Raw genomic sequence first — 22,607 nt, forward strand, 5'->3', positions numbered from 1 at the left:
TATGCGTGATTACGCCATTGAGATTAACAATCTCAATAAACATTATGGCGAAAACCATGTTTTACGTGGTATCGATGTCAGCATTACTCCCGGAGAAGTCATTTGCGTGATTGGCGGCTCAGGGTCGGGTAAATCTACGCTGTTACGCTGTATTAACTTTTTGGAGGATTATAGCTCCGGCGGCATTGTGGTGAATGGCGAGTGCGTTGGCTATGAATCTCTCGGCGGCGAAAAACGCCGGCGTTTAAGCGACAAGGAAAATCGTCAGGCGTTACGCGACGTCTGTATGGTCTTTCAGCAGTTTAATCTGTGGCCGCATATGACGGTACTCGATAACGTAGCCACGCCGTTGCGGCGGGTTAAAAAGGTCTCCCGTGAAGCAGCCTACGCCGAAGCGAAAACGCAACTGGCACGGGTTGGTCTGGCAGACAAAGCCGATAGCTGGCCCGCGATGTTATCCGGTGGTCAGCAGCAGCGCGTTGCCATCGCCCGGGCATTGACCATGAAACCCGCCATTATGCTGTTCGATGAACCGACTTCAGCGCTTGATCCGGAGCTGGTCGGGGAGGTGCTAAAGGTCATCCGCAATCTTGCCGATGATGGTATGACCATGATGATTGTGACCCATGAGATGGGGTTTGCCGCTAAAGTCTCCGATCGGGTGCTGTTTCTTGCCGATGGCTGCATTGAAGAGCAGGGACCGCCAGCGCAACTGTTCCATCAGCCAAAAAGCCCGCGGCTGCAGTATTTTTTGTCGTCGTGGAGTGAACGCCAGTCGGGGGCGAGATTGCCTGAAACGGCGTTGCAGGAGTCAGCATGAAGCAGGGGATTGCTTGCGGCGCACTGGCAGGTGCATGCTGGGGATTCATTTTCCTGCCACCGATGCTGTTACCCGAGGTGTCACCGCTGCTGCTAACCTGCGGACGTTTTGCAACCTACGGCGTACTGGCGGCAATTTTACTTATTCCGCAATGGCGCAGCATTGCCCGCGTCTGGCATCATCGCGATCTGCTGACGCTGATCCGTCTTTCACTACTGAGCAATGTGCTTTATTTTCTGCTGGTCGCGGCGGCCGTACAGCAGGTTGGCATCGCTGCGACCTCGTTAGTGATTGGCTTGATACCGGTGATGGTTCCGTTGCTTAGCCGCAGAGACCAGCATGCGCCGCCATTCCGGCAATTAATGCTGCCAATGGCGGCGATCGTCGCCGGAGTGGTGCTGATTAATCTGCATGCGCAACTGTCGTCCGCACACCCAATAACGGGTGGGAAACAGCCGATGCTGGGGATGCTTTGCGCCTTCGCCGCATTGCTGTGCTGGAGCCGTTACGCAGTCGAGAACTCCCGCAGTCTGAAAACGCTCCCTTACAACAACAACCAGTGGTCGCTGCTGATTGGCTTGTGTACCGGAAGCCTCTCGCTATTGCTGTGGCTCATCGTCAGTATTTGTGGGTTTTCCAGTGTTGATTTATCGTTACCGAAGGAGGCACAAACGCTCTTCTGGGCGATGAACGTGGTGCTGGCCGTGGTCTCTTCATGGCTGGGGTATCTGGCGTGGAATCTCTGTTCCCGGCGTCTTCCGGTATCGTTGACAGGGCAGATGGTGGTCTTTGAAACCCTTTTCGCGCTGTTATATGGTTTCATCTATCTTCGGCGTTTTCCGGACCTGCTGGAAAGTGCCGCCATTCTGCTGTTACTGGGCGGGGTTCTGGCCGCGGTGCATTGCCATCAGCACCGCCGTCGCGTTCAGGCGACGGTATAGACTACCGTCGTTGGTGAATATGATTACGCGACGATTAAACACCTGGTTAAACAGGGAAAAGAAATTTCTTAAGCGTTAATATCTAACGTTCATGATGATTCCGCGATGATCATTTCATTGCCGGTGACAGGAAAGGATGCAAAACATGGCCTTTGAAGAGAAGAAGCAAAAAGCAATGACGTTGATGCAAGAGAAAAATATGTGGCGCAGCAACTATGCGCCGCCGCTGTTGCGTCTGTTGTGGAATGCCGGATGGAAAATGCCGCCGCCACCGTTTGCGCCGTTCTGGCTGAACATGGTGTTTTTTGCTGGCTGGTTTGGCCCGTTATGGGGACTTCTGATGTGGTTTAGCAACTGGCGAGATCAGGGTCATAGCGTGGCTTATGCCCTGTTCCTCAGCGCCTGTTCCGGGATGTTATTCGGCTTTTTTATGGCGCTATTCCATGCCTGGCGTAAACGTGCGAACAACCTGCCGGACTGGAAGCAGCTTTAGCGCGCCATCGCGGCTAAGGAATACCCTGAGTGGTCACAAATATGGCACGGAAAGCTTGTTTTACGCCGCATCCTCGCAGTAGATAGCTTCAAAATAATGACCATGTTTGTTATATTGTTGCTTATTGATTATTCACCTCTGCGGTGCCAAAAAGAACAAGATTCACCGCGACCCAGGAAGATAACATGTTAGATTACCGCTTCCCGACAGCGTTGCAGATGGTTCTTAGCGTAGCGATGGCGGAGGAAATGGGTGAACGTTCGACAAGTTCGATCCTGGCCTATGGTCTGGAAGCCAACCCGAGCTTAATCCGCAAACTCATGGTACCGCTGACCCGTGACGGAATTATTGTCTCCACGCTGGGCCGTAACGGTTCCATCCATCTTGGTCGCCCGGCAGAAAGCATTACCCTGCGCGATATCTACATCTCGGTCATCGAAGATAAAAAACTGTGGGCATCCCGGCCCGATGTGCCGGCACGTTGCGTGGTGAGCGCCAACGCCTGCTGGTATTTCAAATCTATTGCCGATGAAGCCGAGCAAGCCTCGCTGGATGTGCTGGCCCGCCATACCGTGGCCAGCGCGCTGGCAAAAGTCAAAAAGGGCGATACCAGCGGATGCCTCGCGGTGCCTGAACTGGATACCCGCGATAAAAAAGCCCGCTAGCGTGGCTTTAGCGTAAAAAAACCGCCTTCAGCACATGCCTGAAGGCGGTTTTTTATTGCCTGCGGGGGTTAACCCGGCAAAATCCCGGCATCGGGTTTTCTACGCGCGACGAGCTTGCGCAGCGCGACGTAAAATACCGGGGTCAGGAACAGACCAAACAGCGTTACCCCAAGCATCCCGGAGAACACCGTGATCCCGGTCACGCCGCGCACCTCGGCTCCGGCGCCGTGGCCGAGGATCAGCGGAATGGTCCCGGCAATAAAGGCGATAGAGGTCATTACAATCGGGCGCAAACGCAGGCGACAGGCCTCCAGCGCCGACTCCATAATGCCTTTCCCCTGGATTTCCAGCTCACGCGCAAACTCAACGATCAGAATCGCGTTTTTACAGGCCAGCCCCATCAACACCACCAGCCCGACCTGCACGAAGACGTTGTTATCGCCCCCGGTTAACCACACGCCAAACAGGGCAGAGAGCAGGGTCATCGGCACGATGAGGATCACCGCCAGCGGCAGGGTCCAGCTCTCATACAGCGCCGCCAGAACCAGGAAGGCCAGCAGTACCGCCACCGGGAAGACAATCAGCGCGGTGTTTCCCTGGGTCGCCTGCTGGAAGCTCAGATCGGTCCATTCAATGTTCATCCCGTTTGGCAGCAGCTGTTTCGACATCTCGGCTACCTGCGTCATCGCCTGGGCTGATGAGAGCACGCGAGGGTCGGCATCGCCAATCAGATCCGCCGCCGGATAGCCGTTATAACGGATCACCGGGTCTGGTCCGTAGGTGGTGCTGATATTGACCATACTGCCAATCGGCACCATTTCGCCCTGGCTATTGCGCGTGCGCAGGTTTGCAATATCCTCCACGCTGTCGCGGAACGGCCCGTCGGCCTGAGCCATCACGCGCCAGGTGCGGCCAAACTGGTTAAAATCGTTCACATAGGACGATCCCAGATAGGTTTGCAGCGTGCCGAACAGATCGGTCAGCGACACCCCCTGGGCTTTGGCTTTATCACGATCGACCTGCACCTCTAGCTGCGGCACGTTGGCCTGATAGGTTGAAATCGGGAAGTGCATTCCCGGCGTCTGCATGATCGCCCCGGACAGAGTGTTCACCGCCGTTTGCAGGGTACCGTAGCCTAAACCGCCGCGATCCTGAATGTAGAGCGAGTAACCGGAACCCTGGCCCAGCCCCAGAATCGGCGGCGGCAGGATCGAGAAGCCAAAGCCCTGCTGGATCTGCGCGATTTTGGCATTGATCTCGGCGTTAATCTCCGCCGCCGTATGTTTACGCTGATCGAATGGCTTCAGGCCAAAAAATACCGTGCCGGTGTTCGGGGTATTGGTGAACTGCAGCGCGTTCAGCCCGGGAAACGCCACCGCGTAATCCACGCCTTCGGTATTCATCCCGATTTCGCTCATCTGGCGGATCACCGCGTCGGTGCGCGACAGCGACGATCCTTCCGGCATTTTGACACCGCCAATCAGGTAGAGCTTATCCTGGGTCGGAATAAAGCCGCCGGGGACGGCTTTAAACATCACGCCGGCGGCGCACAGCAGCAGCACATACACGACAAACACCGCGCCACGACGCCCCAGGGTTTTACCCACCAGCGCCTGGTAGCCGTGTGAACTGCGCTGGAAGAAACGGTTGAACGGGCGGAACAGCCAGCCGAGCAGATGGTCGATCAGCCGGGTAGGGAGGTCCTTCGGCGCCCCGTGCGGTTTCAGCAGCAGGGCGGCCAGCGCCGGGGAGAGCGTCAGCGAGTTGATGGCAGAGATCACCGTCGAAATGGCGATGGTCACCGCAAACTGCTTATAGAACTGCCCGGTCACGCCGGAGAGAAACGCCATCGGCACGAACACCGCGCACAGCACCAGCGCGATAGCGATAATCGGCCCGGAGACCTCACGCATCGCCTGGTGCGCCGCCTGCAGCGGGGCCAGCCCCTCTTCGATATTACGCTCGACGTTTTCCACCACCACAATCGCATCGTCCACCACGATCCCAATGGCGAGGACCAGCCCGAACAGACTCAGCGTGTTAAGCGAGAAGCCAAGCAGATAGAGCACGCTGAACGTCCCGACCACCGACACCGGTACCGCAATCAGCGGGATAATCGATGCCCGCCAGGTTTGCAGGAACAGGATCACCACCAGTACCACCAGCACCACCGCTTCGAGCAGGGTTTGCACCACTGCACGAATTGAATCGCGGACGAACACGGTGGGGTCATACGGGGCGGCCCATTTCATATCCTCCGGGAAGCGCGTGGACAGCTCGTCCATTTTGGCGCGTACCGCATTAGATAAGTCGATGGCGTTGGCCCCCGGCGACTGGAAAATACCGATCCCGACCGCGTCTTTATTATTCAGCTGGGAGCGCAGGGCGTAGCTGCCCGATCCCATTTCGATGCGCGCGACATCGCGCAGACGCACCAGCGAACCGTCCTGGGCCGTTTTAAGAATAATGTTGCCGAACTCTTCTTCAGTATGCAGACGGCCCTGGGCATTAATAGAGATCAGGAAATCGCTCTCTTTCGGCAGCGGCTCGGCACCCAACTGTCCGGCGGATACCTGAACGTTTTGTTCCTGCATCGCGGTGACCACGTCCGAGGCGGTCAGCCCACGGGCTGCCACTTTATTGGGATCTAACCACACGCGCATGGCGTATTCGCCGGAGCCGAAAATCTGGATCTGCCCGACGCCAGGCAGGCGCGCCAGCTCATCTTTCACCTTCAGCGTGGCGTAGTTGCGCATATACAGCGAGTCGTACTTGCCGTTTGGCGAGAACAGATGGACCACCAGGGTCAGCGTCGGCGACTGTTTCTGGGTGGTTATCCCCAGACGGCGCACATCTTCCGGCAGGCGCGCTTCGGCCTGCGACACCCGGTTCTGCACCTGAACCTGCGCCTGGTCAGGGTCGGTACCCGGACGGAAGGTCACGGTGGTGACCAGCACGCCATCGGAGCCGGCGACGGATTTCATGTACATCATGTTTTCGACGCCGTTGATTGCTTCTTCCAGCGGCGTCGCCACGGTTTCGGCGATCACTTTCGGGTTGGCGCCGGGGTATTCGGCGCGCACCTGCACGCTGGGCGGCACGACGTCAGGGTATTCACTGACCGGCAGCAGTGGAATCGCAATGAGCCCGGTAATAAAAATCAAAATCGACAGCACCGCGGCAAAAATCGGCCTGTCGATAAAAAAGCGGGAAAAGTCCATGCGTTGGATTCTCTGGTAAGGGATCAGTTAAGGGCTGGGCTGGTGGTCATGGCCACGGTTTTTGCGTCCACCGGCATGCCCGGCATAAACACTTTTTGCAGGCCGTCGACGATGACTTTATCGCCCGGGTTCAGCCCCTGCTGGACGATGCGTAACCCGGCAGCCAGGCGACCTGGCTTAATATCGCGGCGCTGTGCTTTGCCCTCTTTATCCACGATGTAAACGTATTTGCGATCCTGATCGGTCAGCACCGCTTTGTCGTCTATCAGCGTGGCTTTGAATTCGGCGCTGCCCGGCAGACGCACGCGGGCAAACAATCCCGGGGTGAAAAGCCGTTGGGCGTTATCCAGCAGCGCGCGCATGCGGATCGTGCCGGTGCTCGGCGTTAACTGATTATCAAGAAAGTCGACTTTTCCCTGATGGGGGTAACCGTCCTCGCCAACCAGGCCAATCTCCACCGGCAGCGCCAGATGGTTGCTGGCGGCACCCTGACCGCTACGGGCGAGGTTTTGATAGTGAAGAAAGGTCGACTCGTCCACGTCAAAGTAGACGTAGACCGTCTTCTGCGAGACGACGGTCGTGAGTACGCTGGCGCTGTCGCCCGCCGTCACCAGGTTACCGCTGGTAATCAGCGCCCGGCTGGCCCGGCCATCGATGGGGGCGGTCACCCTGGTGAAGTCCAGGTTCAACTGGGCAGCATCCACTGCCGCCTGTGCGGCGCGAATATCAGCCTGGGCCTGGGTGGCGGCCGAACGGCGTTGCTCCCACTCTTCGCGGGATACCACGTTAGTATTGATTAATTTGTCGGTACGATTGGCCTCGCTGCGTGCCAGGCTGGCCTGGGTTTTGGCTCTGGCCAGCGTGGCCTGGGCCTGCTCCAGCGCGGCGCGGTAGGTGCGGTCATCGATAGTGAACAGCACTTCGCCTTTTTTTACTTCCTGGCCGTCGGTGTAGTTCACTTTCTCGATGTAGCCGGAGACGCGCGGACGAAGCTGCACGCTCTCCACCGCTTCAATCCGCCCGTTAAAACTATCCCATTGGCTAATGGACTTCACCACCACGTCGGCGGCGCTGACCACAGGGGCCGCGGGGGCGGCGTTCTGTGCGACGCTGTTGTCGCAGCTGGCAAGCAGCAGCGCGATGAGTGCGCCCCCTGTTAAACGCAGAGGAAAGTTAACCCAGTTTTTTTGCAGGCTCATTATTTTTATTCCGGTGATTATTGCCGCCGGGCAAGACGTAGTGAAGCACGCTACGCCACTTCCTGTGTCCGGTCGGCCTGAGGTCATTTGTGCCGTTCATCGCCACAAAACTGTAACAGTTACGAATACACTATCACGGCGATTGTAGGAAGGTGCCAGACTAAGTGCAATAATAATTGTTTCACTTTAAGTGCTGTTTTTTTGCCGACGCTGTCAGGTTTGTCACACATCGGCAGGAAGGGGATTTTAGTGCAACAATAAAACTTGCAATTAATACAAAAAACAGCCACTTTTAAATGCAACAAATAGAAATACTTTTATGCTGTGCACAGGGGGACCCAACATGAGCACCGGCACTTTTATGCACGATTTACTCGACTGGATTGATAACCACCTTGAAAGCCGTCTCGATATTGACACGGTCTCCAGGCGGGCAGGGTACTCAAAATGGCACCTGCAGCGGATCTTCAAAGCGCATACCGGCCACGCCATTGCCGAATACATCCGCGCCCGCAAGCTACAAAAATCGCTGGAGCGCTTAACCGACAGCGACGAGCCAATCCTGAACGTGGCCATCGCGCTGGGCTTTGACTCCCAGCAATCCTTCAACCGCAGCTTCAAGCGTCAGTACGGCCAGGCGCCGGGCGTCTGGCGCCGTAATCTGGCCGCCGCCGCCACGAACCCGGCCTGCCAGCACCGCTGATATCAGCCCATCCAGGGATCAAAAGCGCTCGGGATTAAGGCCGTGCGCGCTTTCTGGAGGCATTGGTTCGATCCTCGTCGGCGGCTTAGACCTGTGCAACTGCACTGTTAGCGTGCAACCTCAGCATTGAATGTGTGCAGAGCGTTGCTGTGCGCCCGTTTTTTCATTCCTGCCCATCCTCATTTTTCTTGTTGGTTATCAAACTGTTATTTTTTTAACCGACCAATGTCCCTCATTGGCATGTTTCATGCTCTTATCATTCTGTTCAAGTTACTTGACTAACGTTCAAACAACTTTCAGAGAGCGAACCATGAAACCGATCCGTTTTTCCGTATCTGCCTGTGGGGCAATGTTGCTATCCGCCAGCCTGTTTTCGTCTGCCGCCTTTAGCGCCGATCTTCTGCAACGCGTGAAGGAGGCGAAAGTCATCACCGTGGCGACCGAAGCGCGATATGCCCCGTTTGAATATGTTGATAACGGCAAAATCGTCGGGTACGACGTGGATTTGATGAACCATATCCTTGAAAAGTCGCTACCTGGGGTGAAGGTTAAACAGCTGGATCTGCCTTTCCAGGGCATTCTCCCGGGCCTGGATGCCGGGAAGTTCGATTTTGTCGTCACGGCGGTAACCGTAAACAAGCAGCGGATGGGGCACTTTGCCTTTACGGCCCCGATTGCGGAATCCACGGTTGCGCTGCTGAAACGGGCCGATGATAGCGCCATTAAGACCCCGGCAGACCTCAGCGGCAAAGTGATTGGCTCCCAGGCCGGTTCGGGCCAGCTCCAGGTATTGCAGTCCTTCGACAGCGCGCTGCGGGCGCAAGGCAAACCAGGCATTAAAGAGATCAAACAGTACGTCGCTTTCGATGAAGCTTACGCTGACCTTGCATCTCATCGTCTGGACGGCGTCGCTCAGTCCCTCTCTAACCTTGGGCCGCTGATCAAAACGCGCCCTGGGGTCTTCGCCACCTTACCGGAGATGATCGGCCCACAGACCTACTTCGGCTGGGTAGGGCGCAAAGACGCGGATAGCGCCTCGCTGGTGAAAGCGATCAGCGACGGGATCATAGAGGCCAATCGAGACGGTACGATGAAAGCGCTACAACAAAAATGGTTCGGTTTCACCATGACCATTCCGGCAAGCGACATGCCGGCCCCGGCGCTGTGAGTCATTGACGATGACGGATTTCATCACCAGCTTTGTCCGCTGGCTCCCGGTACTGCTGGAGGGGGCATTAACGACGGCAACGCTGTGCCTGACGGCGATGGCGGCCGGATTTTTAGTGGGGACGGGCGTCTGGCGCCTGTCGATAAGTCCGTCACGGCTGTATCGCTGTGTGGCCCATGGCTGGGTCAGCTTGTTCCGCGGCACGCCGGTGCTGGCTCAGCTGCTGCTGTGCTTTTATCTGCCTTCCTGGTTCGGGCTGGATATTCCTGGTTTTGTGGCGGCGGCGCTTGCTCTGACGCTCAATACGGCCGCCTACCAGTCGCAGATCCTGAAAAGCGGCTTTGCCAGCCTGGCCCCAGGCCAGCTGGAGGCGGCGGCTATCTGCGGCCTCACGCCGGCGCAAATTCTATGGCGCATTCAGATACCGCAGGTGGTGCGCACCACGTTGCCTTCATTGATCTCTGAACTGATTGATGTGGTGAAGGCCTCGGCGGTGGTGTCGGTGATTGCCTTGACTGACCTGATGCGCGTGGGGCAGCAGCTGGCTTCTTCGACCTACCAGCCGCTGCAGGTGTACCTCGCCGTCGCGCTGGTCTATCTGCTGCTTACCAGCCTGCTGGCCCTGCTCGGGCGTCAGGCGGAGCGTCACTGGCAGAGGGAACAACGATGAGTGAATTGATGCAGTATCTGCCCGCGTATCTGCAGGCCCTCGGCGTCACGTTGTGGCTGAGCCTGTGCGCCGCCTGCGGCGGCATGGTGGTCGGATTTATGATGCACAGCCTGTGCCGTCACCATGCGCTGGCCTTTCGCCTGTGGCGCACCTACGTCTGGGTCATTCGCGGCACGCCGTTCCTGGCGCAGCTGGCGGTTATCTATTTTGGGCTACCGTCAGTCGGCATCATGCTTAGCGCCGTCGAGGCGACGATCCTCTCGCTGCTGCTCTATAGCGCAGCCTATTTTAGCGAAATCTTTCGGGCGGCGTGGAACAGCATCCCGCCCGGACAGCGGGAAGCGGCGCTGGCGAACAATATCTCTTCGTTGCGCTGCTTCTGGCATATCCAGACGCCGCAGGCCCTGCGCTTTGCCCTGCCGCTGCTCGGTAATCAGTTTATTTTGACCATCAAAGAGAGCGCGATCGCCTCGGTCATTACGGTACCGGAATTGACCATGACCACGAGTCAGATTGTCGCCAATACCTATAGCTACGTTCTGCCTTACACCCTGCTGATTATCAGTTACTGGCTGCTGGCCCAGGGAGTCAGCCTGAGCGTCAGAACGTTAAGCCACGTCCTGAGAACCGGAGAATAACGTGAGCAATACATCCGCACCTGTACTTGAAATGCGACATGTAGGCAAGTCATTCGCCGACCATGTGGTTCTGCATGATTTCAACCTGAGCGTCCACCACGGGGAGATCGTCACGCTGATCGGCCCCTCGGGTTCCGGCAAGACGACTGCCCTGCGCTGCATGAATTTTCTCGAAGCCTACGATCGCGGGGAGGTGCTGATCAAAGGACAGCTCCTTGGTTATTCCGGCACCCAGCGCGGCCCGTCCTGCATTGACAGCGCCAGCCTGATTGCGGAAGTCCGTAAGCCGCTGGCCATGGTCTTTCAGCAGTTCAATCTCTGGCCGCATATGACGGTGCTGGAAAACGTCACCGCGCCGTTAGTGCTGGGGAAAAAAATGCCCCGCCATGAGGCAAAGCAGGCAGCCTTAGCCGCGCTTGCCCGGGTGGGGATGGCGCAAAAAGCCGGCGACTGGCCGGTACGCCTGTCCGGCGGGCAGCAGCAGCGGGTCGGCATCGCCCGTGCGCTGGCGCTGAACCCGGAACTGCTGCTGCTGGATGAGCCTACCTCGGCGCTCGACCCGGAACGTGTCGAAGAGGTGCTCGACGTCATTCGCGATTTGGCCGGGCAGGGGATGACCATGGTGATGGTGACCCATGAAATGGCCTTTGCCGCGCATATCTCTTCGCGACTGGTGTTTATGGCCGACGGACAGATTATTGAAAGCGGGACGCCGCGGCAGATGTTCACTCGCCCCCAGAGCGAGCGGTTGCGTAGCTTCCTTGCGCCGCTGTTTCGCCGTCCCTTACAAACCGAAGAGCTGGAGAAATTAGCATGATGGAAGCCAGCTTACAGGTCGCTCAGCATCTCGATGACGCGTGGCTGCAACAGCAGCTGGCGGAGCTCGCCGGGTTTGGCAAACTGGCCAACGGCGGCGTGGACCGCCAGGCGCTGAGCGATGTGGAACTTGATGCGCGGGCCTGGCTTATCGGCCTCGCGCGTGAACTCGGCTGCGAGATCTACTGCGACGCGGCGGCAAACCTGTTTTTCCGCCGCCCAGGACGCAGGGCGTTGCCACCGGTCGGCACCGGCAGCCATATCGATACCCAGCCCTGCGGCGGCAACTACGATGGTTGCTACGGGGTGATTGCCGGGCTGGCATGTCTGAAAGCGCTGAATGACGCTCAGGTGGTCACCGAACGCCCGGTCGAGGTGGTTATCTGGACCAACGAAGAGGGAACCCGCTTCGCGCCCGGCGCGATGGGATCCAGTGTTTTTGTCGAACCCGCGCGGCTTGCTGGCTATCTGGCGGCTATTGGGGAAGACGGCGTGCCCTTTAACGAGGCGTTAGCGCGCCATCGGCAGCGCTTCCCGGAGATACCGCCGCGGCCAGATCGTCAGCTGGCCTGTTTTGTGGAACTGCATATCGAACAGGGACCGGTTCTGGAAGCTCATGATTTGTCGCTGGCGGTGGTGCAGGGTATTCAGGGCGTGCGCTGGTATCAGGTGACCTGTCAGGGCGTATCGGCACATGCGGGAACGACGCCGATGGGCCTGCGTCAGGACGCGATGAACCTCGCGCGGGAGCTGGTGAACCACATTGAACGGACGATGGGCGATACCGACGATGCGCAGCTGCGCATGACCTTCGGCCGCTGGCAGGTCACCCCTAACGCGATCAACACCATTCCCTCTCAGGTGAGCTTTACCCTGGATTTTCGCCATCCCGCGGATGAGACCCTGGCCCGACTTGATGCCCTGATGACCGGGCTGGCAAGCGAACGGGTGACCGTCGACACGCTGTTAGCCAAAGCGCCGGTGGTTTTTGACCCGTCAATCAATCAGGTGTTAACGAACGCTGCAAATGCGCTGGATATTGCCCATATGGCGCTGCTGTCCGGGGCCTTTCATGACGCGATGTATCTGGCGGAACACTGTCCCACCAGCATGTTATTTGTCCCCAGCCATCAAGGCATTAGCCATAACCCGGCTGAATTTACCGAACCACGCTCGTTGGCCGCTGGCGCTTGCACATTAGCCTGCGTCCTGACCGAGCTTTCCGCTACTTTTGAAGGAGTTTATCCATGACCATCACTTCCCATTACCCCGCTTGCTGTGACCACGACAATGGCGACGCCCTTGGCGTAAACCCGACGGCGACATCCCCCATTTCGCCGGATGGCACGCCGGTTATTAACGAGCTCTACACCATCCCACCGCGCTGCGGTCGTGCGGTGCTGCTGAAAAAAGGTCAGGTGATCCGCATCATCAACACCCCGGGGAGCCAGGTGTGCGATACCTGGTTTTTTAATCACGCCGATCTGAGCGAGTTCGCCTCGATGGAGCATACCCGTGCGTTTATCGACAAAATCATCCCCCAGCCTGGCGATGTGCTGGCGACCAACCACCGCCGGGCCATTGCCACCCTGCTGACCGATACGTCGCCGGGCGTGCATGACACCATGATCGCCGCCTGCGATCTCTACCGTTACAGCAATATGGGGATCACGGAGTACCACGATAGCTGCGCCGACAACCTGCGGATGGCGCTGCAGGCCATTGGGTTACGCGCCCGAGAAGTACCCCAGCCGCTGAACCTGTGGATGAATACGCCGGTCAATCCGGACTACACCATTTCCTGGTTGCCTACGGTCAGTAAAGCGGGTGATTATGTAGAGATTCGTGCTGAACTGGATTGCGTGGCGGTGATGTCCGCGTGCCCTCAGGATATCGTGCCGATTAACGGCTGTTCGCCACAAGAGGTCCAGTTCATCGTAATGGCGTGATGGATAATGTCCAGGCCCGCGGCGTGCGGGCCTGTTGCTGGATTGAATGAAACTCATACATGAAAAATACGACTGAACTGAAATCTTCGGGAACGCGTCTCGGCATGCGCTTGCGTCATGCCAGGCTGGTGCAGGAAATGACGCTTAAACAGCTGGCGCAGAAGGTGGGGTGCTCGGAAAGTTTGCTGTCAAAGCTGGAGAATGAAGCAGCAAGCCCGTCGCTGGCGATGCTGCATCGGTTAGCCAAAGCGCTGGACACCAGCATTGCCGATCTGATGGCGGAAGACTGGGTGGCTGATGCGCCGATCCTGAAGCCCGAACAGCGCCAGCGTAAGCGCTTCCTGCAACGGAATAAAAAGGGCGGAATTGAGCTGGAAAACCTCACCTGGCACCACAAAGGTGGGCTGCTGCAGGGCAATATTCATATTATTGAGCCCGGCGTGGAGAGCGATGGCCTGATTGAGCACCATGGTGAAGAGATGGGCTATGTGCTGGAAGGCGAAGTGGAGCTGCGGCTCGGCGACGACGTATGGCGCCTGACGCCGGGGGATTCCTTCTATTTTCCAAGCCAGGTTCCCCACGGATACCGTAACGTGGGCACTGTGGTGGCGAAAGTTCTGTGGGTCAATACCCCCGTCACCTTCTGATATGCCCCGGTTGTCATTCAAAGCACGCCGCCCGCTCCCAACACTCGTCGCAGCTTGGCGAGCGGCAGACGACTTCCCCTTGCTGCAACAAGCAGCGTTGACGATAAAAGAACTTTTTCCAGCGCATATTGTGCTCGTTCATCACTACCAGCTGCGGAAAACAGTCGCCCATCAGCAGGCGCAGCTCGGCCCGTGACGCCAGCCCCAGATCCTGCCAGAGATGGTTAAACGCCAGCGACACCTCGGCAATAATCTGCGCCATCGGTGCGGCCTCCGGCGCCATCCAGCTCGCCAGCCACAGGTTCAGTTGCTGGCGCTCCTCCGTGCGGGTGGCGTTTAGCTCAGTCATCAGGCGGCGGCTGGCCAGCGTCTCGCCATCCAGCAGCGTTTCGGCCTCGCCGAGACGCTGCTGCAATGCCTGCCACGCCTGAGGGGTAAGCCCCATCCGCAACGCAAAGCTGCCCTGGCCCGCGTGATACAGCAGCCATAACCGCCTTAACCAGTCGTCCGGCGACATCAGGCGACCCCCTGACGGCTCTGGGACGTGGACCAGTTCCCCCGACGCTGTTGCCACCAGTCAGGCAATACCTCCGACACCGGCCGCCACGCGCCGTCAATGCACGGCTCGATACCTGCCTGTTCCAGCTTTTGCCACGGCAGATGGCCGATACGCGCGCAGAATACCGCTTTCACGTCCGCCAGCAGTTCGAGGATCGCCGCGAAGCGGGCCTCGCTATCCTGCGGCGCGCACTCATCGCGTCCCTGGCAATATTTTGGGGTAAACCGTTCGTTAACCAGTACCATACCGGCGGCCGACAGGCTGTAAATATAAAACCGCTCGGTGTGACCAAAGTGGCAATCAATCACCTCCCCACGGCCTGACGCCACGGCGACCAGACAGGCGTCATCGGCGTCGGATTCACCGTGAGTGGCAATACTGGCGTGCAGCTGCGCACGCTGGTGGAGGATCGGCAACCAGGCTGGCAGGCTCGCCGGGGCCGGCAGTTGGGTAAACTGCTGGCTACGGTCCTCGCCGAGCATCCCGATAGCATCGGCGCGGCACTGGTGGCAGTGGGTCATCTGCGGCATCACTTCTGCACAGCGGCTACGGATCGCGGCGAGCATATCGGCGTCCGGCTCCGGCTGGCCGTTAAGGCCAAACACCGTACCGTGCTCCGGCCTGGCAATCAGCGGCATAATATTATGGATAAAGGCACCGCTGGCCTGCAGCTGACGGCTGACGTCGGCCATGCCGCCGTCATTAATGCCAGGGATCAGCACCGAATTGATCTTGACCAGTACGCCGCTGGCGGTCAGCCTGCGCACCCCCTCCAGCTGCCGGGCGATCAATATCTCTCCGGCTTCACGCCCGCTGTAGCGCTCGCCGTCCAGCCACAGCCAGGCGTAGATTTGCGCGGCAATATCGGCATCCAGCGTATTGATGGTGACCGTCACGTGGTCAACCCCGACCTCCAGCAGGCGATCCACTGCGTCGGGCAGCATCAGGCCGTTGGTCGACAGGCACAATTTCAGGTCCGGCAGTTGCTCGCGGATCAGCTCCAGCGTACGGAAGGTGTGGGCGATGTTCGCCAGCGGATCGCCGGGACCGGCGATGCCGACAACCGATAGCTGCGGGATGGCCTGCGCAACCTGGCGTACTTTTAACACCGCTTGCTCGGGGGTCAGCAGCGTCGACGACACCCCGGGGCGGGACTCATTGCTGCAATCAAATTTGCGATTACAGTAGTTGCACTGCAAATTGCAGGCGGGGGCGACCGGCAGATGCATCCGCGCAAAACGGTGATGCCCATGACGAGAATAGCAGGGGTGGGCGGCGACTTTAGCGGCCACCAGCGGCGTCAACGGAGAAGCGTCCGCCGTGTGGCAGGCGGAGGCGCCAGGTAAAGAAGAGCAGGAAGTCATGGTCGTACCTTCATGGTTGGGCGATACCTTCCTGCTGCAAATGCTATACCAGACGCTATTTTTGTAATTCACTGAAAAGTATCAGTTTAAGAAAGTGAGGTGCCAGAGGGAATTGTCGCAATCCCGCCGACGCGGCGACAATGTCCTGAACCTCACACAGCACCTCAGAGCCGCGGCATGGTGATGTCCATGATCTGAATCCGATAGGCGACCTGACGCGGCGTCATCCCGAGCAGCCGTGCCGCTTTGGCCTGCACCCAACCCGCTTTTTCCAGTGCCGCAATCAGCCGCTGGCGTTCATCGAGGCTATTGTCCAGCCAGCCATCTTCCGCCGGGCTGCCGGTGGGGATAGCTTTAGGCGGATGATCGCGATGGTTGAACAGAATCACATCCCGGTCGATCAGCCCGCTCTCCGACATCACCGCCGAACGTTCAAGGCAGTTTTCCAGCTCGCGAACGTTGCCCGGCCAGCTGTACTCCATCAGCAGACGGATGGCGCCATCGCTGATGCGCAGCGCTCTTCCCTGATGCTGCGCGATTTTACGCACCAGAAAGTGCGCTAGCTCGGCAATATCTTCCTGCCGTTCGCGTAGGGGGGGCAGGGCAATGGGCATCACGTTCAGACGATAGTAAAGATCCTCGCGGAAATTCCCCAGCCGTACTTCCTCCTCAAGATGGCGGTTGGTCGCCGCGATAATACGCACGTTGACGCGCAGGGTTTCATCGCCGCCGACGCGCTCCATTTCGCCTTCCTGCAGGATCCGCAGCAGTTTGGCCTGAAACGAGGCGCTGCTTTCGCCAATTTCATCGAGAAACAGGGTGCCGCCGTCCGCCAGCTCAAAGCGGCCTTTACGCTGGCGCACCGCGCCGGTGAAGGCCCCTTTTTCATGGCCAAACAGCTCGCTCTCCAGCAGCGTATCCGGCAGCGCCGCGCAGTTGAACTTCACAAAGGCGGAGGCAGCGCGCGGTGAATTATGGTGGATAGCATTCGCGATCAGTTCCTTGCCGGTGCCGCTCTCGCCGCGCACCAGCACAGTGGTATCCCAGCGCGAGACCTGGCGAATAATCTCCATGATCTGCCGCATCGCCGGGCTTTTGCCGACCATATTCTCCAGACCAAAACCGCGGCCTGGCGCGCAGCTCCGCGGTCGCTCCACTCGGGGGGCCTGCTGCGGGGGCTGGGCGGCGGAGGCCGGCAGGATCATCAGCCGTATGGTCTGGGCTATCAGGTTGGCGACGGTTTCGAGAAACCGCGTACAGGCCGGCAGCCGCTCTTCCTGACGCGCCATCGGCTGCGCTGCCAGCACGCCAATGGGTCGCGAGTGGGGGCCCATCAGCGGCACGGCGATAAACGGCAGGTCGTAATCGTACAGGCTCAGACGGTCGAGAAAGCGCTGGTCGTCGGCGACGCGCGGCAGCACCAGCGACTGACCCTGCGCCAGTACGGTGCCGACCAGCCCTTCGCCGGGGCGGTAGCGAATCTGGGTACTGCCGGGCAGTGTCTGCTGCCCGTTTTGCTGTAGCGCTTCGATACTCAATATCTCCTGTTGGCTGTCGTACAGGCAGATCATCCCGTGCTGCATAAACGCATCGTTGTGCAACACGCTCAGCACCTCCTGCAGCGTTTTGCTCGCCTCGGTGGCGCGGCTCAGTATCACGCTAATCCGCTGCATGGCGGTGAACTGCTGGGAAAGGTCAAAACGCCTGACGGTGGTATCCGGGTCGGATTTGTGGATCATTTTTCACCTCCGGTCAGGGCATTGAAGAGTGGAAAACGCAGGGTCAGACAGGTTCCCCCTTGCGGGCGGGACGAAAGTTCGATAGCGCCGCGGTGGTGGGCCACCAGGGTCTGGATCAACCGCAGCTCCATCCCTTTGCCGGGGGCATTTAAGGCATCGGGAGAGTGGGCGTAACGCACCTGCAGCAGCGGCACATTGTCGTTGAGATACAACGACAGCCAGCCGTCCTCCTCCTCGGCATACAGCTGCATCTCCAGCGGCACGGAGGGCAGCTCGGCGGCGAGGGCCAGCGTGCGGTCGAGCCATAAACTTAAGCACGCCAGCAACTGGGTACGTTGTCCAAAGCCGATCAGATGCGGTGATGCCATGTCGATCTGCAGCAGCGCGCGGTCGTCAAAGCGGGTACGGTACAGGGCGCACAGGTCGTCAAAGAAGGGTTGAAGCGGCCAGGCGGCATTGCTCTCCAGCTCAAGGGAAGGGCGGCAACGTTGCAGGCGCGCCATGGCCTCTTCCCCTTCGCGCCACGCCGACTCCAGCGCCACGTTGCCGCTGCCCTCGCCATTCAGCCGACGCGCGGCCGCCAGCATGTTGATTGGGCAGTTGAGCTGAATCAGCGCTGCATCCAGCGACTCGCGGATGGCGGCCAACAGTTTACCGGCGGTCATCTGCTGTTTCAGGCGGTCGAGGCGCCCCTGTTCCTGCTGCTGACGCTGCTGGGTACAGTCGGCTATCACCACCAGCGTTCGCGCCGGGGCGCTGTCGACAAAATAGCGGCTGGCCTCTTCGCTAACGCCAGGCAGCGCCCAGCAGGTGACCGACAGCCAGCGCACCGCACCGCGTACTACCACCGGCAGGACCTGCTCGACGCCGGCCCCCATGCTGCGCGGTGAAACCTGCAGTTCCACCAGCAACTCTTTCCCACCGCAGTCGGCGCAGAAGGTTTTATAGGCAAGGTTATCCATTACCACCCGATCCTGCTCGTCCACTACCACCACGGCGGCGGGGATATTATTGAGTACCGCCTCCACGAGGGTCATATGGTTGCGCAGCCGCTGCTCCATGGTGTAGCTGACGCTGATATCCCGCTGCATCGCCAGATAATGCTCCAGTTCCCCCTGCGGGCTCAGCACCGGTGTGATGTCGATGTCCACCAGGAACAGCTCGCCGCAGCGGCGCTGGTTGATCAGTTGGCCGCGCCACGGGCGGCGCTGGAGCAGGGTTTGCCACATGTCCTGGTAGATCTCGCGCGGCGTCTGTTTGCTGGCGAGCAATCGTGGGTTCTGGTTTAACAATTGTGCCAGCGAATAGCCGGTCTGACGGCAAAACGCTGGGTTAGCGTAAATGATATTCGCGCGGGCATCGGTGAGAGATATCGCCACCGATGCCTGTTCCACCATGGTAAAAAACAGCCCCGGATGTTGTTGCGTCAGCGCGCCGGCAATCGCCTCCGGCACGGTGTTATCGCGGATCATATTCAGGGTCATCGCAAACTCCTGTGTCGCAGTTATGACAATTTGTCCGACACCGCGACACGGAAGCCGCGGTATTATCCTGACTCTTATAGCCATGCAAACAGTAAGCCTTTCTCGGCGCGACCTGCATAAACATTGATCCGGCAGGGGGAAACCCGGCATTTTGGGCGTTTTTCCCGCCTTGCCATGCCCGCCACATGCGGCGGCAGGGGGCAAAAGCGATCGTCATGGGGCACGCGTGTACCGTCGTAGTGCATCGCAACCTGGCACAGCCTTCGCAATACCCCTGCGATATCTCCGGTTTTCAATCATTCTTCCTGACAGGAGCGCAACATGGCGAACATTGGCATTTTCTTTGGCACCGATACCGGCAAAACCCGCAAAATCGCGAAAATGATCCACAAGCAGTTGGACGGGGTCGCGGATGCCCCGGTCAACATCAATCGCACCACGCTCGATGACTTTATGGCCTATCCGGTCCTGCTGCTGGGGACCCCGACGCTGGGCGACGGCCAACTGCCGGGCCTTGAGGCCGGCTGTGAAAGTGAATCATGGAGTGAATTTATCAGCGGCCTTGACGATACCAGCCTGATTGGCAAAACCGTGGCGCTGTTTGGCCTGGGCGACCAGCGGGGCTACCCCGACAATTTTGTCAGCGGGATGCGCCCGCTGTACGACGCACTTCGCGCCCGCGGCGCGCAGATCATCGGCAGTTGGCCGAATGAAGGCTACGAATTCAGCGCCTCGTCGGCGCTGGAAGGGGAGCGCTTTGTGGGGCTGGTACTCGATCAGGATAACCAGTTCGACCAGACCGAAGCGCGGCTGACGGCCTGGCTTGAGGAGATCAAAAGCACCGTACTGTAAACGTGGATGGGTAGCCGCTCTGGCTACCCGCATAACCCCGGCTGCCTGGCGATCATCTGCGCCAGCCACTGACGCTGGTGGCGCTGCTGGCTCTGCTGCCAGAGGTACTCACGGGCACTCTCCAGCGCCTGCTGCTGCGCCATGGGTTCGGCGGGACGAATCGCTTCACACCACAACAGATGCCATCCCAGTTCGCTGGCGACAGGAGGCGTGAGCGCGTTTTCCGTCAGCGCAAACAGCGCGCTTTCCAGCTGTGGGTAGAGCAATCCCCGGCTAATCCAGCCTAAACGCCCACCTTCCAACGCGCTCGGGCACTGGGAATAACGCTGGGCCAGCGTGGCAAAGGCGTCGCGGGAGGCGTCGATTTGCTGGTGCAGTTGCAGGATTTGCTGATGGACCGCCTGCTGGTCGTTATCGACGGTCAGCAGCAGATGACGGGTCAGGCGCTGTTCCGGGCGCATAAACTGCGCCCGATGGTGCAGATACCAGGCCTGAACCGTCGAGATATCCGGCTGCGGCGCCTGGCAGGCAATATCGGCAAAGGCGATTTCCAGCCGGGCATGATGCTGCACAACGGCCGCGCGTTCTGCTGGAGTAAACCCGCCGTCATCAAGCCAGCGCGCCAGGGAGGCGGCGATGGTCTCCTGTAGTGCGGCGGAAATAGCGCTTTCCGGGACCTGCCCGACGATTGCCTGTTCCATCCGTGACTGGTGCTGCCAGGCCTGCTCAAAAGCCTGCTCATCGGCCGCGCTGAGGGTTGCCGGATCGCCGTTCCAGCGGCTGCGCGCCAGCCGCTGCCGGCCAAAACGTTCCCATGCATTCATGATTCTTTCTCCTCTGATAAGGCCAGGACCTGCTGCGGAACCACCAGCCAACGGCCGGCGAAGTCGACGGTGTAGCAATCACCTGATTCCCCCTGACCGGTGCCCTCAATGCGCCCCTGTTGACCGATGTTGACCACCACATCGCCCTTGACCGACAGCGCCATCTGGCTGGTGACGGTATCGCCATACTGCAAATTCCCGGCCAACCAGGGGTGGGCGATAGGGATCAGCTCCTGCTCGCGACAGCCGATGATCCGATCGCTGTCCGGAAAGTGGATCTGGTAGATAATCTGATCCTGCAAAAAGACGCCCCAGTCGCGCACAAACCCGGTACTGCCGCGCCTGACCAGCAATGCGCCGGGTGCGAAGCCCGCGACGGTTCCATCGTTACGAATCGCGCGTACCACCCGGACCTCTTCGCTAAAAGTGAATATCGGTCTCATCTGTCGTGCTCCATAAACTGTTGCTGATAGCTCTCCGCCAGCAGCCGTCGCGCCAGCAGCCACGGGGCCCGCGGGTTCTCCTCCAGCCGGTTTTGCAACGGCACTTCGGCGCGCAGTTTGCGGTGAAACGCGGCCAGCACCGGTAGGCAGCAGCGACCAAGTTGTTCAGGCTGATAGGGCACTGCGAAAAACTGAAAAAATGATTCGGCGGAGCTGAGTTCGTCCACGCCGGGAATGTCATAAAACCACTCCATGCTTACCCCCTCGCTCGCAGCGCGGCTTCGCCACATAACTCTTCATAAATGGCCACCAGCTCGTAATCCTTCGGGCTGCGCTTCCAGTTTTCGGCAAAGCGGCGGATAGCGGGCAGTAGCTGATTAATTTGTGCTGACGTCAGGTGATAGCCCATCTGGTCAAATACGCCGTTGACCGCCTGGCGTCCGGAGTGTTTTCCCAGCACCAGCCGATAGCTGCGGCCCAGCAGCGCCGGATCAATGGACTGGTAGCTCTCGCTATCGCGCAGCAGCGCCGCGACGTGAACCCCGGACTCATGGGTAAAGACCCGGTCGCCCACCAGCGGTTGCTGCGGATCAATGGGACGCAGCGCGGCCTCCGCCACCTTCTGGCACAGGGCTGGGAGTGCTGAAAACTGCACGCCGGTATCGACGCCCAGGCAGCGCTCCAGCGCAAGGGCCACGGTCTCCAGCGCGGCGTTACCCGCCCGTTCGCCGAGTCCGAGGACCGTGGTGTTGACGCTGGTTGCCCCGGCGCGTACCGCTGCAAGGGTATTGGCGGTGGCCAGGCCAAGATCGTTGTGGGCGTGCATTTCGATTTCGCCGGGCCAGACTTCGCGCAGGGCCGTGATGTGGCTGGCGGTGGTAAACGGGTCGAGCAGGCCGACGGTATCGGCAAAGCGCAGGCGGCTGGCGCCGGATTGCCGGGCCACCTGGGCTATCTGGTGCAGGGTTTGTCTGCTGGCCCGCGAGGCATCCTCGCAGCCGATGCATACCTTCAGACCGAGGGTATGCGCGAGCTGGATAAAGGTCGCCAGCCGCTCCAGCAGCACCTCCAGCGGCTCGCGCAGTTTGTACTGCCGCAGCTTATCCGACGCCGGTATCGAGATATCCACCCAGTCGATGCCCAGATCGGCGCTCTGGCGGATTTCCAGGGCGTTCATCCGACACCAGGTCATCAGCGTCGCGTGAGGAAGCTGGCGGCGTACCAGCTGAATGCGCGCGATCTCCTCATCCCCCATCGCCGGCGTGCCCACCTCTATCGCGGCGATCCCCGCGGCATACAGCGCTTCGGCAATCGCCACTTTTTCGCTGGCGCGAAAGGCGACGCCGGGGCTCTGTTCACCATCGCGCAGGGTGGTATCGTTAATCAGCACCCGTCCCATGACCGCGGCCTCC

Annotated in this window: 23 protein-coding genes; 13 read left to right on the top strand and 10 right to left on the bottom strand. The window is 59.4% G+C overall.

The window, feature by feature from the left end; genetic code table 11:
* Position 1 precedes the first annotated feature (1 nt).
* From ACMYSO_RS22690 to ACMYSO_RS22705, 4 genes are all read left to right on the top strand, one after another.
* Complete coding sequence (locus tag ACMYSO_RS22690) at positions 2 to 820, top strand: amino acid ABC transporter ATP-binding protein (RefSeq protein WP_014837252.1); 819 nt, start codon at positions 2 to 4, stop codon at positions 818 to 820.
* Positions 817 to 1,761, top strand: a complete 945-nt coding sequence (locus ACMYSO_RS22695; RefSeq protein ID WP_434668112.1) for a DMT family transporter — start codon at positions 817 to 819, stop codon at positions 1,759 to 1,761. The genes ACMYSO_RS22690 and ACMYSO_RS22695 overlap by 4 nt, the downstream gene beginning before the upstream one ends.
* A gap of 145 nt (positions 1,762 to 1,906) precedes the next feature.
* Positions 1,907 to 2,254, top strand: a complete 348-nt coding sequence (locus ACMYSO_RS22700) for a DUF6404 family protein (protein ID WP_434670861.1) — start codon at positions 1,907 to 1,909, stop codon at positions 2,252 to 2,254.
* Between the two features lie 185 nt (positions 2,255 to 2,439).
* Positions 2,440 to 2,919 carry an RrF2 family transcriptional regulator gene (locus tag ACMYSO_RS22705; RefSeq protein WP_434668115.1) on the top strand — a complete coding sequence of 160 codons (480 nt, stop codon included), beginning with the start codon at positions 2,440 to 2,442 and terminating at the stop codon, positions 2,917 to 2,919.
* Between the two features lie 68 nt (positions 2,920 to 2,987).
* Here the strand turns inward: ACMYSO_RS22705 and oqxB are convergent, their stop codons facing one another.
* Complete coding sequence (gene oqxB, locus ACMYSO_RS22710) at positions 2,988 to 6,140, bottom strand: multidrug efflux RND transporter permease subunit OqxB (RefSeq protein WP_434668118.1); 3,153 nt, start codon at positions 6,138 to 6,140, stop codon at positions 2,988 to 2,990.
* Positions 6,141 to 6,163: 23 nt separating this feature from the next.
* Positions 6,164 to 7,339, bottom strand: a complete 1,176-nt coding sequence (locus ACMYSO_RS22715; protein WP_434668121.1) for an efflux RND transporter periplasmic adaptor subunit — start codon at positions 7,337 to 7,339, stop codon at positions 6,164 to 6,166.
* Positions 7,340 to 7,682: 343 nt separating this feature from the next.
* Here ACMYSO_RS22715 and ACMYSO_RS22720 point away from each other — a divergent pair, with 343 nt between their 5' ends.
* The 8 genes from ACMYSO_RS22720 to ACMYSO_RS22755 all read left to right on the top strand — a co-directional run bounded on the left by ACMYSO_RS22720 (position 7,683) and on the right by ACMYSO_RS22755 (position 13,930).
* The gene (locus ACMYSO_RS22720) at positions 7,683 to 8,042 is read left to right on the top strand and encodes a helix-turn-helix domain-containing protein (protein WP_123753691.1); all 360 of its coding nucleotides are present in this window, start codon (positions 7,683 to 7,685) and stop codon (positions 8,040 to 8,042) included.
* A gap of 310 nt (positions 8,043 to 8,352) precedes the next feature.
* Positions 8,353 to 9,210, top strand: coding sequence for a transporter substrate-binding domain-containing protein (locus ACMYSO_RS22725; protein WP_434668124.1), 858 nt, complete (start codon positions 8,353 to 8,355; stop codon positions 9,208 to 9,210).
* Positions 9,211 to 9,220: 10 nt separating this feature from the next.
* A complete protein-coding gene (locus ACMYSO_RS22730; RefSeq protein WP_434668126.1) occupies positions 9,221 to 9,880 on the top strand; it encodes an amino acid ABC transporter permease in 660 nt (219 codons plus the stop codon).
* A complete protein-coding gene (locus ACMYSO_RS22735; protein WP_434668128.1) occupies positions 9,877 to 10,518 on the top strand; it encodes an amino acid ABC transporter permease in 642 nt (213 codons plus the stop codon). The genes ACMYSO_RS22730 and ACMYSO_RS22735 overlap by 4 nt, the downstream gene beginning before the upstream one ends.
* 31 nt (positions 10,519 to 10,549) lie before the next feature.
* Entirely contained in the window at positions 10,550 to 11,335 is a 786-nt protein-coding gene (locus ACMYSO_RS22740) for an amino acid ABC transporter ATP-binding protein (protein ID WP_123753695.1), read from the top strand.
* The gene (locus tag ACMYSO_RS22745) at positions 11,332 to 12,585 is read left to right on the top strand and encodes a M20 family metallo-hydrolase (RefSeq protein ID WP_434668131.1); all 1,254 of its coding nucleotides are present in this window, start codon (positions 11,332 to 11,334) and stop codon (positions 12,583 to 12,585) included. The genes ACMYSO_RS22740 and ACMYSO_RS22745 overlap by 4 nt, the downstream gene beginning before the upstream one ends.
* The gene (locus ACMYSO_RS22750; RefSeq protein WP_434668133.1) at positions 12,582 to 13,283 is read left to right on the top strand and encodes a DUF1989 domain-containing protein; all 702 of its coding nucleotides are present in this window, start codon (positions 12,582 to 12,584) and stop codon (positions 13,281 to 13,283) included. The genes ACMYSO_RS22745 and ACMYSO_RS22750 overlap by 4 nt, the downstream gene beginning before the upstream one ends.
* A gap of 59 nt (positions 13,284 to 13,342) precedes the next feature.
* Complete coding sequence (locus ACMYSO_RS22755; RefSeq protein ID WP_434668135.1) at positions 13,343 to 13,930, top strand: cupin domain-containing protein; 588 nt, start codon at positions 13,343 to 13,345, stop codon at positions 13,928 to 13,930.
* Positions 13,931 to 13,943: 13 nt separating this feature from the next.
* On the opposite strand, the gene ACMYSO_RS22760 is transcribed toward ACMYSO_RS22755, so the two are convergent.
* From ACMYSO_RS22760 to nifL, 4 genes are all read right to left on the bottom strand, one after another.
* A complete protein-coding gene (locus ACMYSO_RS22760) occupies positions 13,944 to 14,447 on the bottom strand; it encodes a nitrogen fixation protein NifQ (protein ID WP_434668138.1) in 504 nt (167 codons plus the stop codon).
* A complete protein-coding gene (gene nifB, locus ACMYSO_RS22765) occupies positions 14,447 to 15,853 on the bottom strand; it encodes a nitrogenase cofactor biosynthesis protein NifB (RefSeq protein WP_434668141.1) in 1,407 nt (468 codons plus the stop codon). The genes ACMYSO_RS22760 and nifB overlap by 1 nt, the downstream gene beginning before the upstream one ends.
* A 164-nt stretch (positions 15,854 to 16,017) precedes the next feature.
* On the bottom strand, positions 16,018 to 17,592 hold the full coding sequence (gene nifA / locus ACMYSO_RS22770) for a nif-specific transcriptional activator NifA (protein WP_434668144.1): 1,575 nt from the start codon (positions 17,590 to 17,592) through the stop codon (positions 16,018 to 16,020).
* Positions 17,589 to 19,076: a nitrogen fixation negative regulator NifL gene (gene nifL / locus ACMYSO_RS22775; protein WP_434668146.1), complete on the bottom strand. Its 1,488-nt coding sequence runs from the start codon at positions 19,074 to 19,076 to the stop codon at positions 17,589 to 17,591. The genes nifA and nifL overlap by 4 nt, the downstream gene beginning before the upstream one ends.
* Positions 19,077 to 19,397: 321 nt before the next feature.
* Between nifL and ACMYSO_RS22780 the strand changes: the two genes are divergently transcribed.
* Positions 19,398 to 19,928 carry a flavodoxin gene (locus ACMYSO_RS22780; RefSeq protein WP_434668149.1) on the top strand — a complete coding sequence of 177 codons (531 nt, stop codon included), beginning with the start codon at positions 19,398 to 19,400 and terminating at the stop codon, positions 19,926 to 19,928.
* A 23-nt stretch (positions 19,929 to 19,951) separates the two neighbouring features.
* Here the strand turns inward: ACMYSO_RS22780 and nifM are convergent, their stop codons facing one another.
* Genes nifM through nifV form a run of 4 tightly spaced genes read right to left on the bottom strand, consistent with a single transcriptional unit; the run spans position 19,952 to position 22,594 of the window.
* A complete protein-coding gene (gene nifM, locus ACMYSO_RS22785) occupies positions 19,952 to 20,752 on the bottom strand; it encodes a nitrogen fixation protein NifM (protein ID WP_434668152.1) in 801 nt (266 codons plus the stop codon).
* Positions 20,749 to 21,195: a nitrogen fixation protein NifZ gene (locus ACMYSO_RS22790; protein WP_434668155.1), complete on the bottom strand. Its 447-nt coding sequence runs from the start codon at positions 21,193 to 21,195 to the stop codon at positions 20,749 to 20,751. The genes nifM and ACMYSO_RS22790 overlap by 4 nt, the downstream gene beginning before the upstream one ends.
* Positions 21,192 to 21,449 carry a nitrogenase-stabilizing/protective protein NifW gene (locus tag ACMYSO_RS22795; protein WP_418343646.1) on the bottom strand — a complete coding sequence of 86 codons (258 nt, stop codon included), beginning with the start codon at positions 21,447 to 21,449 and terminating at the stop codon, positions 21,192 to 21,194. Before ACMYSO_RS22795 ends, ACMYSO_RS22790 begins: the two co-directional genes overlap by 4 nt.
* A 2-nt stretch (positions 21,450 to 21,451) precedes the next feature.
* A complete protein-coding gene (gene nifV, locus ACMYSO_RS22800; protein ID WP_434668158.1) occupies positions 21,452 to 22,594 on the bottom strand; it encodes a homocitrate synthase in 1,143 nt (380 codons plus the stop codon).
* Between the last annotated feature and the right edge of the window lie 13 nt (positions 22,595 to 22,607).

The sequence above is a fragment of the Klebsiella sp. B345 genome (assembly GCF_051131735.1).
In the GTDB taxonomy this organism is placed as follows: domain Bacteria; phylum Pseudomonadota; class Gammaproteobacteria; order Enterobacterales; family Enterobacteriaceae; genus Klebsiella.

Bases quoted from the DNA above. Each gene is read 5' to 3' on its own strand.
- ACMYSO_RS22715 (WP_434668121.1), bottom strand. From the start codon at position 7,339: ATGAGCCTGCAAAAAAACTGGGTTAACTTTCCTCTGCGTTTAACAGGG.
- ACMYSO_RS22725 (WP_434668124.1), top strand. From the start codon at position 8,353: ATGAAACCGATCCGTTTTTCCGTATCTGCCTGTGGGGCAATGTTGCTA.
- nifM (WP_434668152.1), bottom strand. From the start codon at position 20,752: ATGAATGCATGGGAACGTTTTGGCCGGCAGCGGCTGGCGCGCAGCCGC.
- ACMYSO_RS22705 (WP_434668115.1), top strand. From the start codon at position 2,440: ATGTTAGATTACCGCTTCCCGACAGCGTTGCAGATGGTTCTTAGCGTA.
- nifA (WP_434668144.1), bottom strand. From the start codon at position 17,592: ATGATCCACAAATCCGACCCGGATACCACCGTCAGGCGTTTTGACCTT.
- ACMYSO_RS22690 (WP_014837252.1), top strand. From the start codon at position 2: ATGCGTGATTACGCCATTGAGATTAACAATCTCAATAAACATTATGGC.
- nifB (WP_434668141.1), bottom strand. From the start codon at position 15,853: ATGACTTCCTGCTCTTCTTTACCTGGCGCCTCCGCCTGCCACACGGCG.
- ACMYSO_RS22755 (WP_434668135.1), top strand. From the start codon at position 13,343: ATGAAAAATACGACTGAACTGAAATCTTCGGGAACGCGTCTCGGCATG.
- ACMYSO_RS22790 (WP_434668155.1), bottom strand. From the start codon at position 21,195: ATGAGACCGATATTCACTTTTAGCGAAGAGGTCCGGGTGGTACGCGCG.
- ACMYSO_RS22780 (WP_434668149.1), top strand. From the start codon at position 19,398: ATGGCGAACATTGGCATTTTCTTTGGCACCGATACCGGCAAAACCCGC.
- oqxB (WP_434668118.1), bottom strand. From the start codon at position 6,140: ATGGACTTTTCCCGCTTTTTTATCGACAGGCCGATTTTTGCCGCGGTG.
- ACMYSO_RS22750 (WP_434668133.1), top strand. From the start codon at position 12,582: ATGACCATCACTTCCCATTACCCCGCTTGCTGTGACCACGACAATGGC.
- ACMYSO_RS22700 (WP_434670861.1), top strand. From the start codon at position 1,907: ATGGCCTTTGAAGAGAAGAAGCAAAAAGCAATGACGTTGATGCAAGAG.
- ACMYSO_RS22760 (WP_434668138.1), bottom strand. From the start codon at position 14,447: ATGTCGCCGGACGACTGGTTAAGGCGGTTATGGCTGCTGTATCACGCG.
- ACMYSO_RS22735 (WP_434668128.1), top strand. From the start codon at position 9,877: ATGAGTGAATTGATGCAGTATCTGCCCGCGTATCTGCAGGCCCTCGGC.
- ACMYSO_RS22720 (WP_123753691.1), top strand. From the start codon at position 7,683: ATGAGCACCGGCACTTTTATGCACGATTTACTCGACTGGATTGATAAC.
- nifL (WP_434668146.1), bottom strand. From the start codon at position 19,076: ATGACCCTGAATATGATCCGCGATAACACCGTGCCGGAGGCGATTGCC.
- ACMYSO_RS22795 (WP_418343646.1), bottom strand. From the start codon at position 21,449: ATGGAGTGGTTTTATGACATTCCCGGCGTGGACGAACTCAGCTCCGCC.
- ACMYSO_RS22745 (WP_434668131.1), top strand. From the start codon at position 11,332: ATGATGGAAGCCAGCTTACAGGTCGCTCAGCATCTCGATGACGCGTGG.
- ACMYSO_RS22740 (WP_123753695.1), top strand. From the start codon at position 10,550: ATGCGACATGTAGGCAAGTCATTCGCCGACCATGTGGTTCTGCATGAT.
- nifV (WP_434668158.1), bottom strand. From the start codon at position 22,594: ATGGGACGGGTGCTGATTAACGATACCACCCTGCGCGATGGTGAACAG.
- ACMYSO_RS22695 (WP_434668112.1), top strand. From the start codon at position 817: ATGAAGCAGGGGATTGCTTGCGGCGCACTGGCAGGTGCATGCTGGGGA.
- ACMYSO_RS22730 (WP_434668126.1), top strand. From the start codon at position 9,221: ATGACGGATTTCATCACCAGCTTTGTCCGCTGGCTCCCGGTACTGCTG.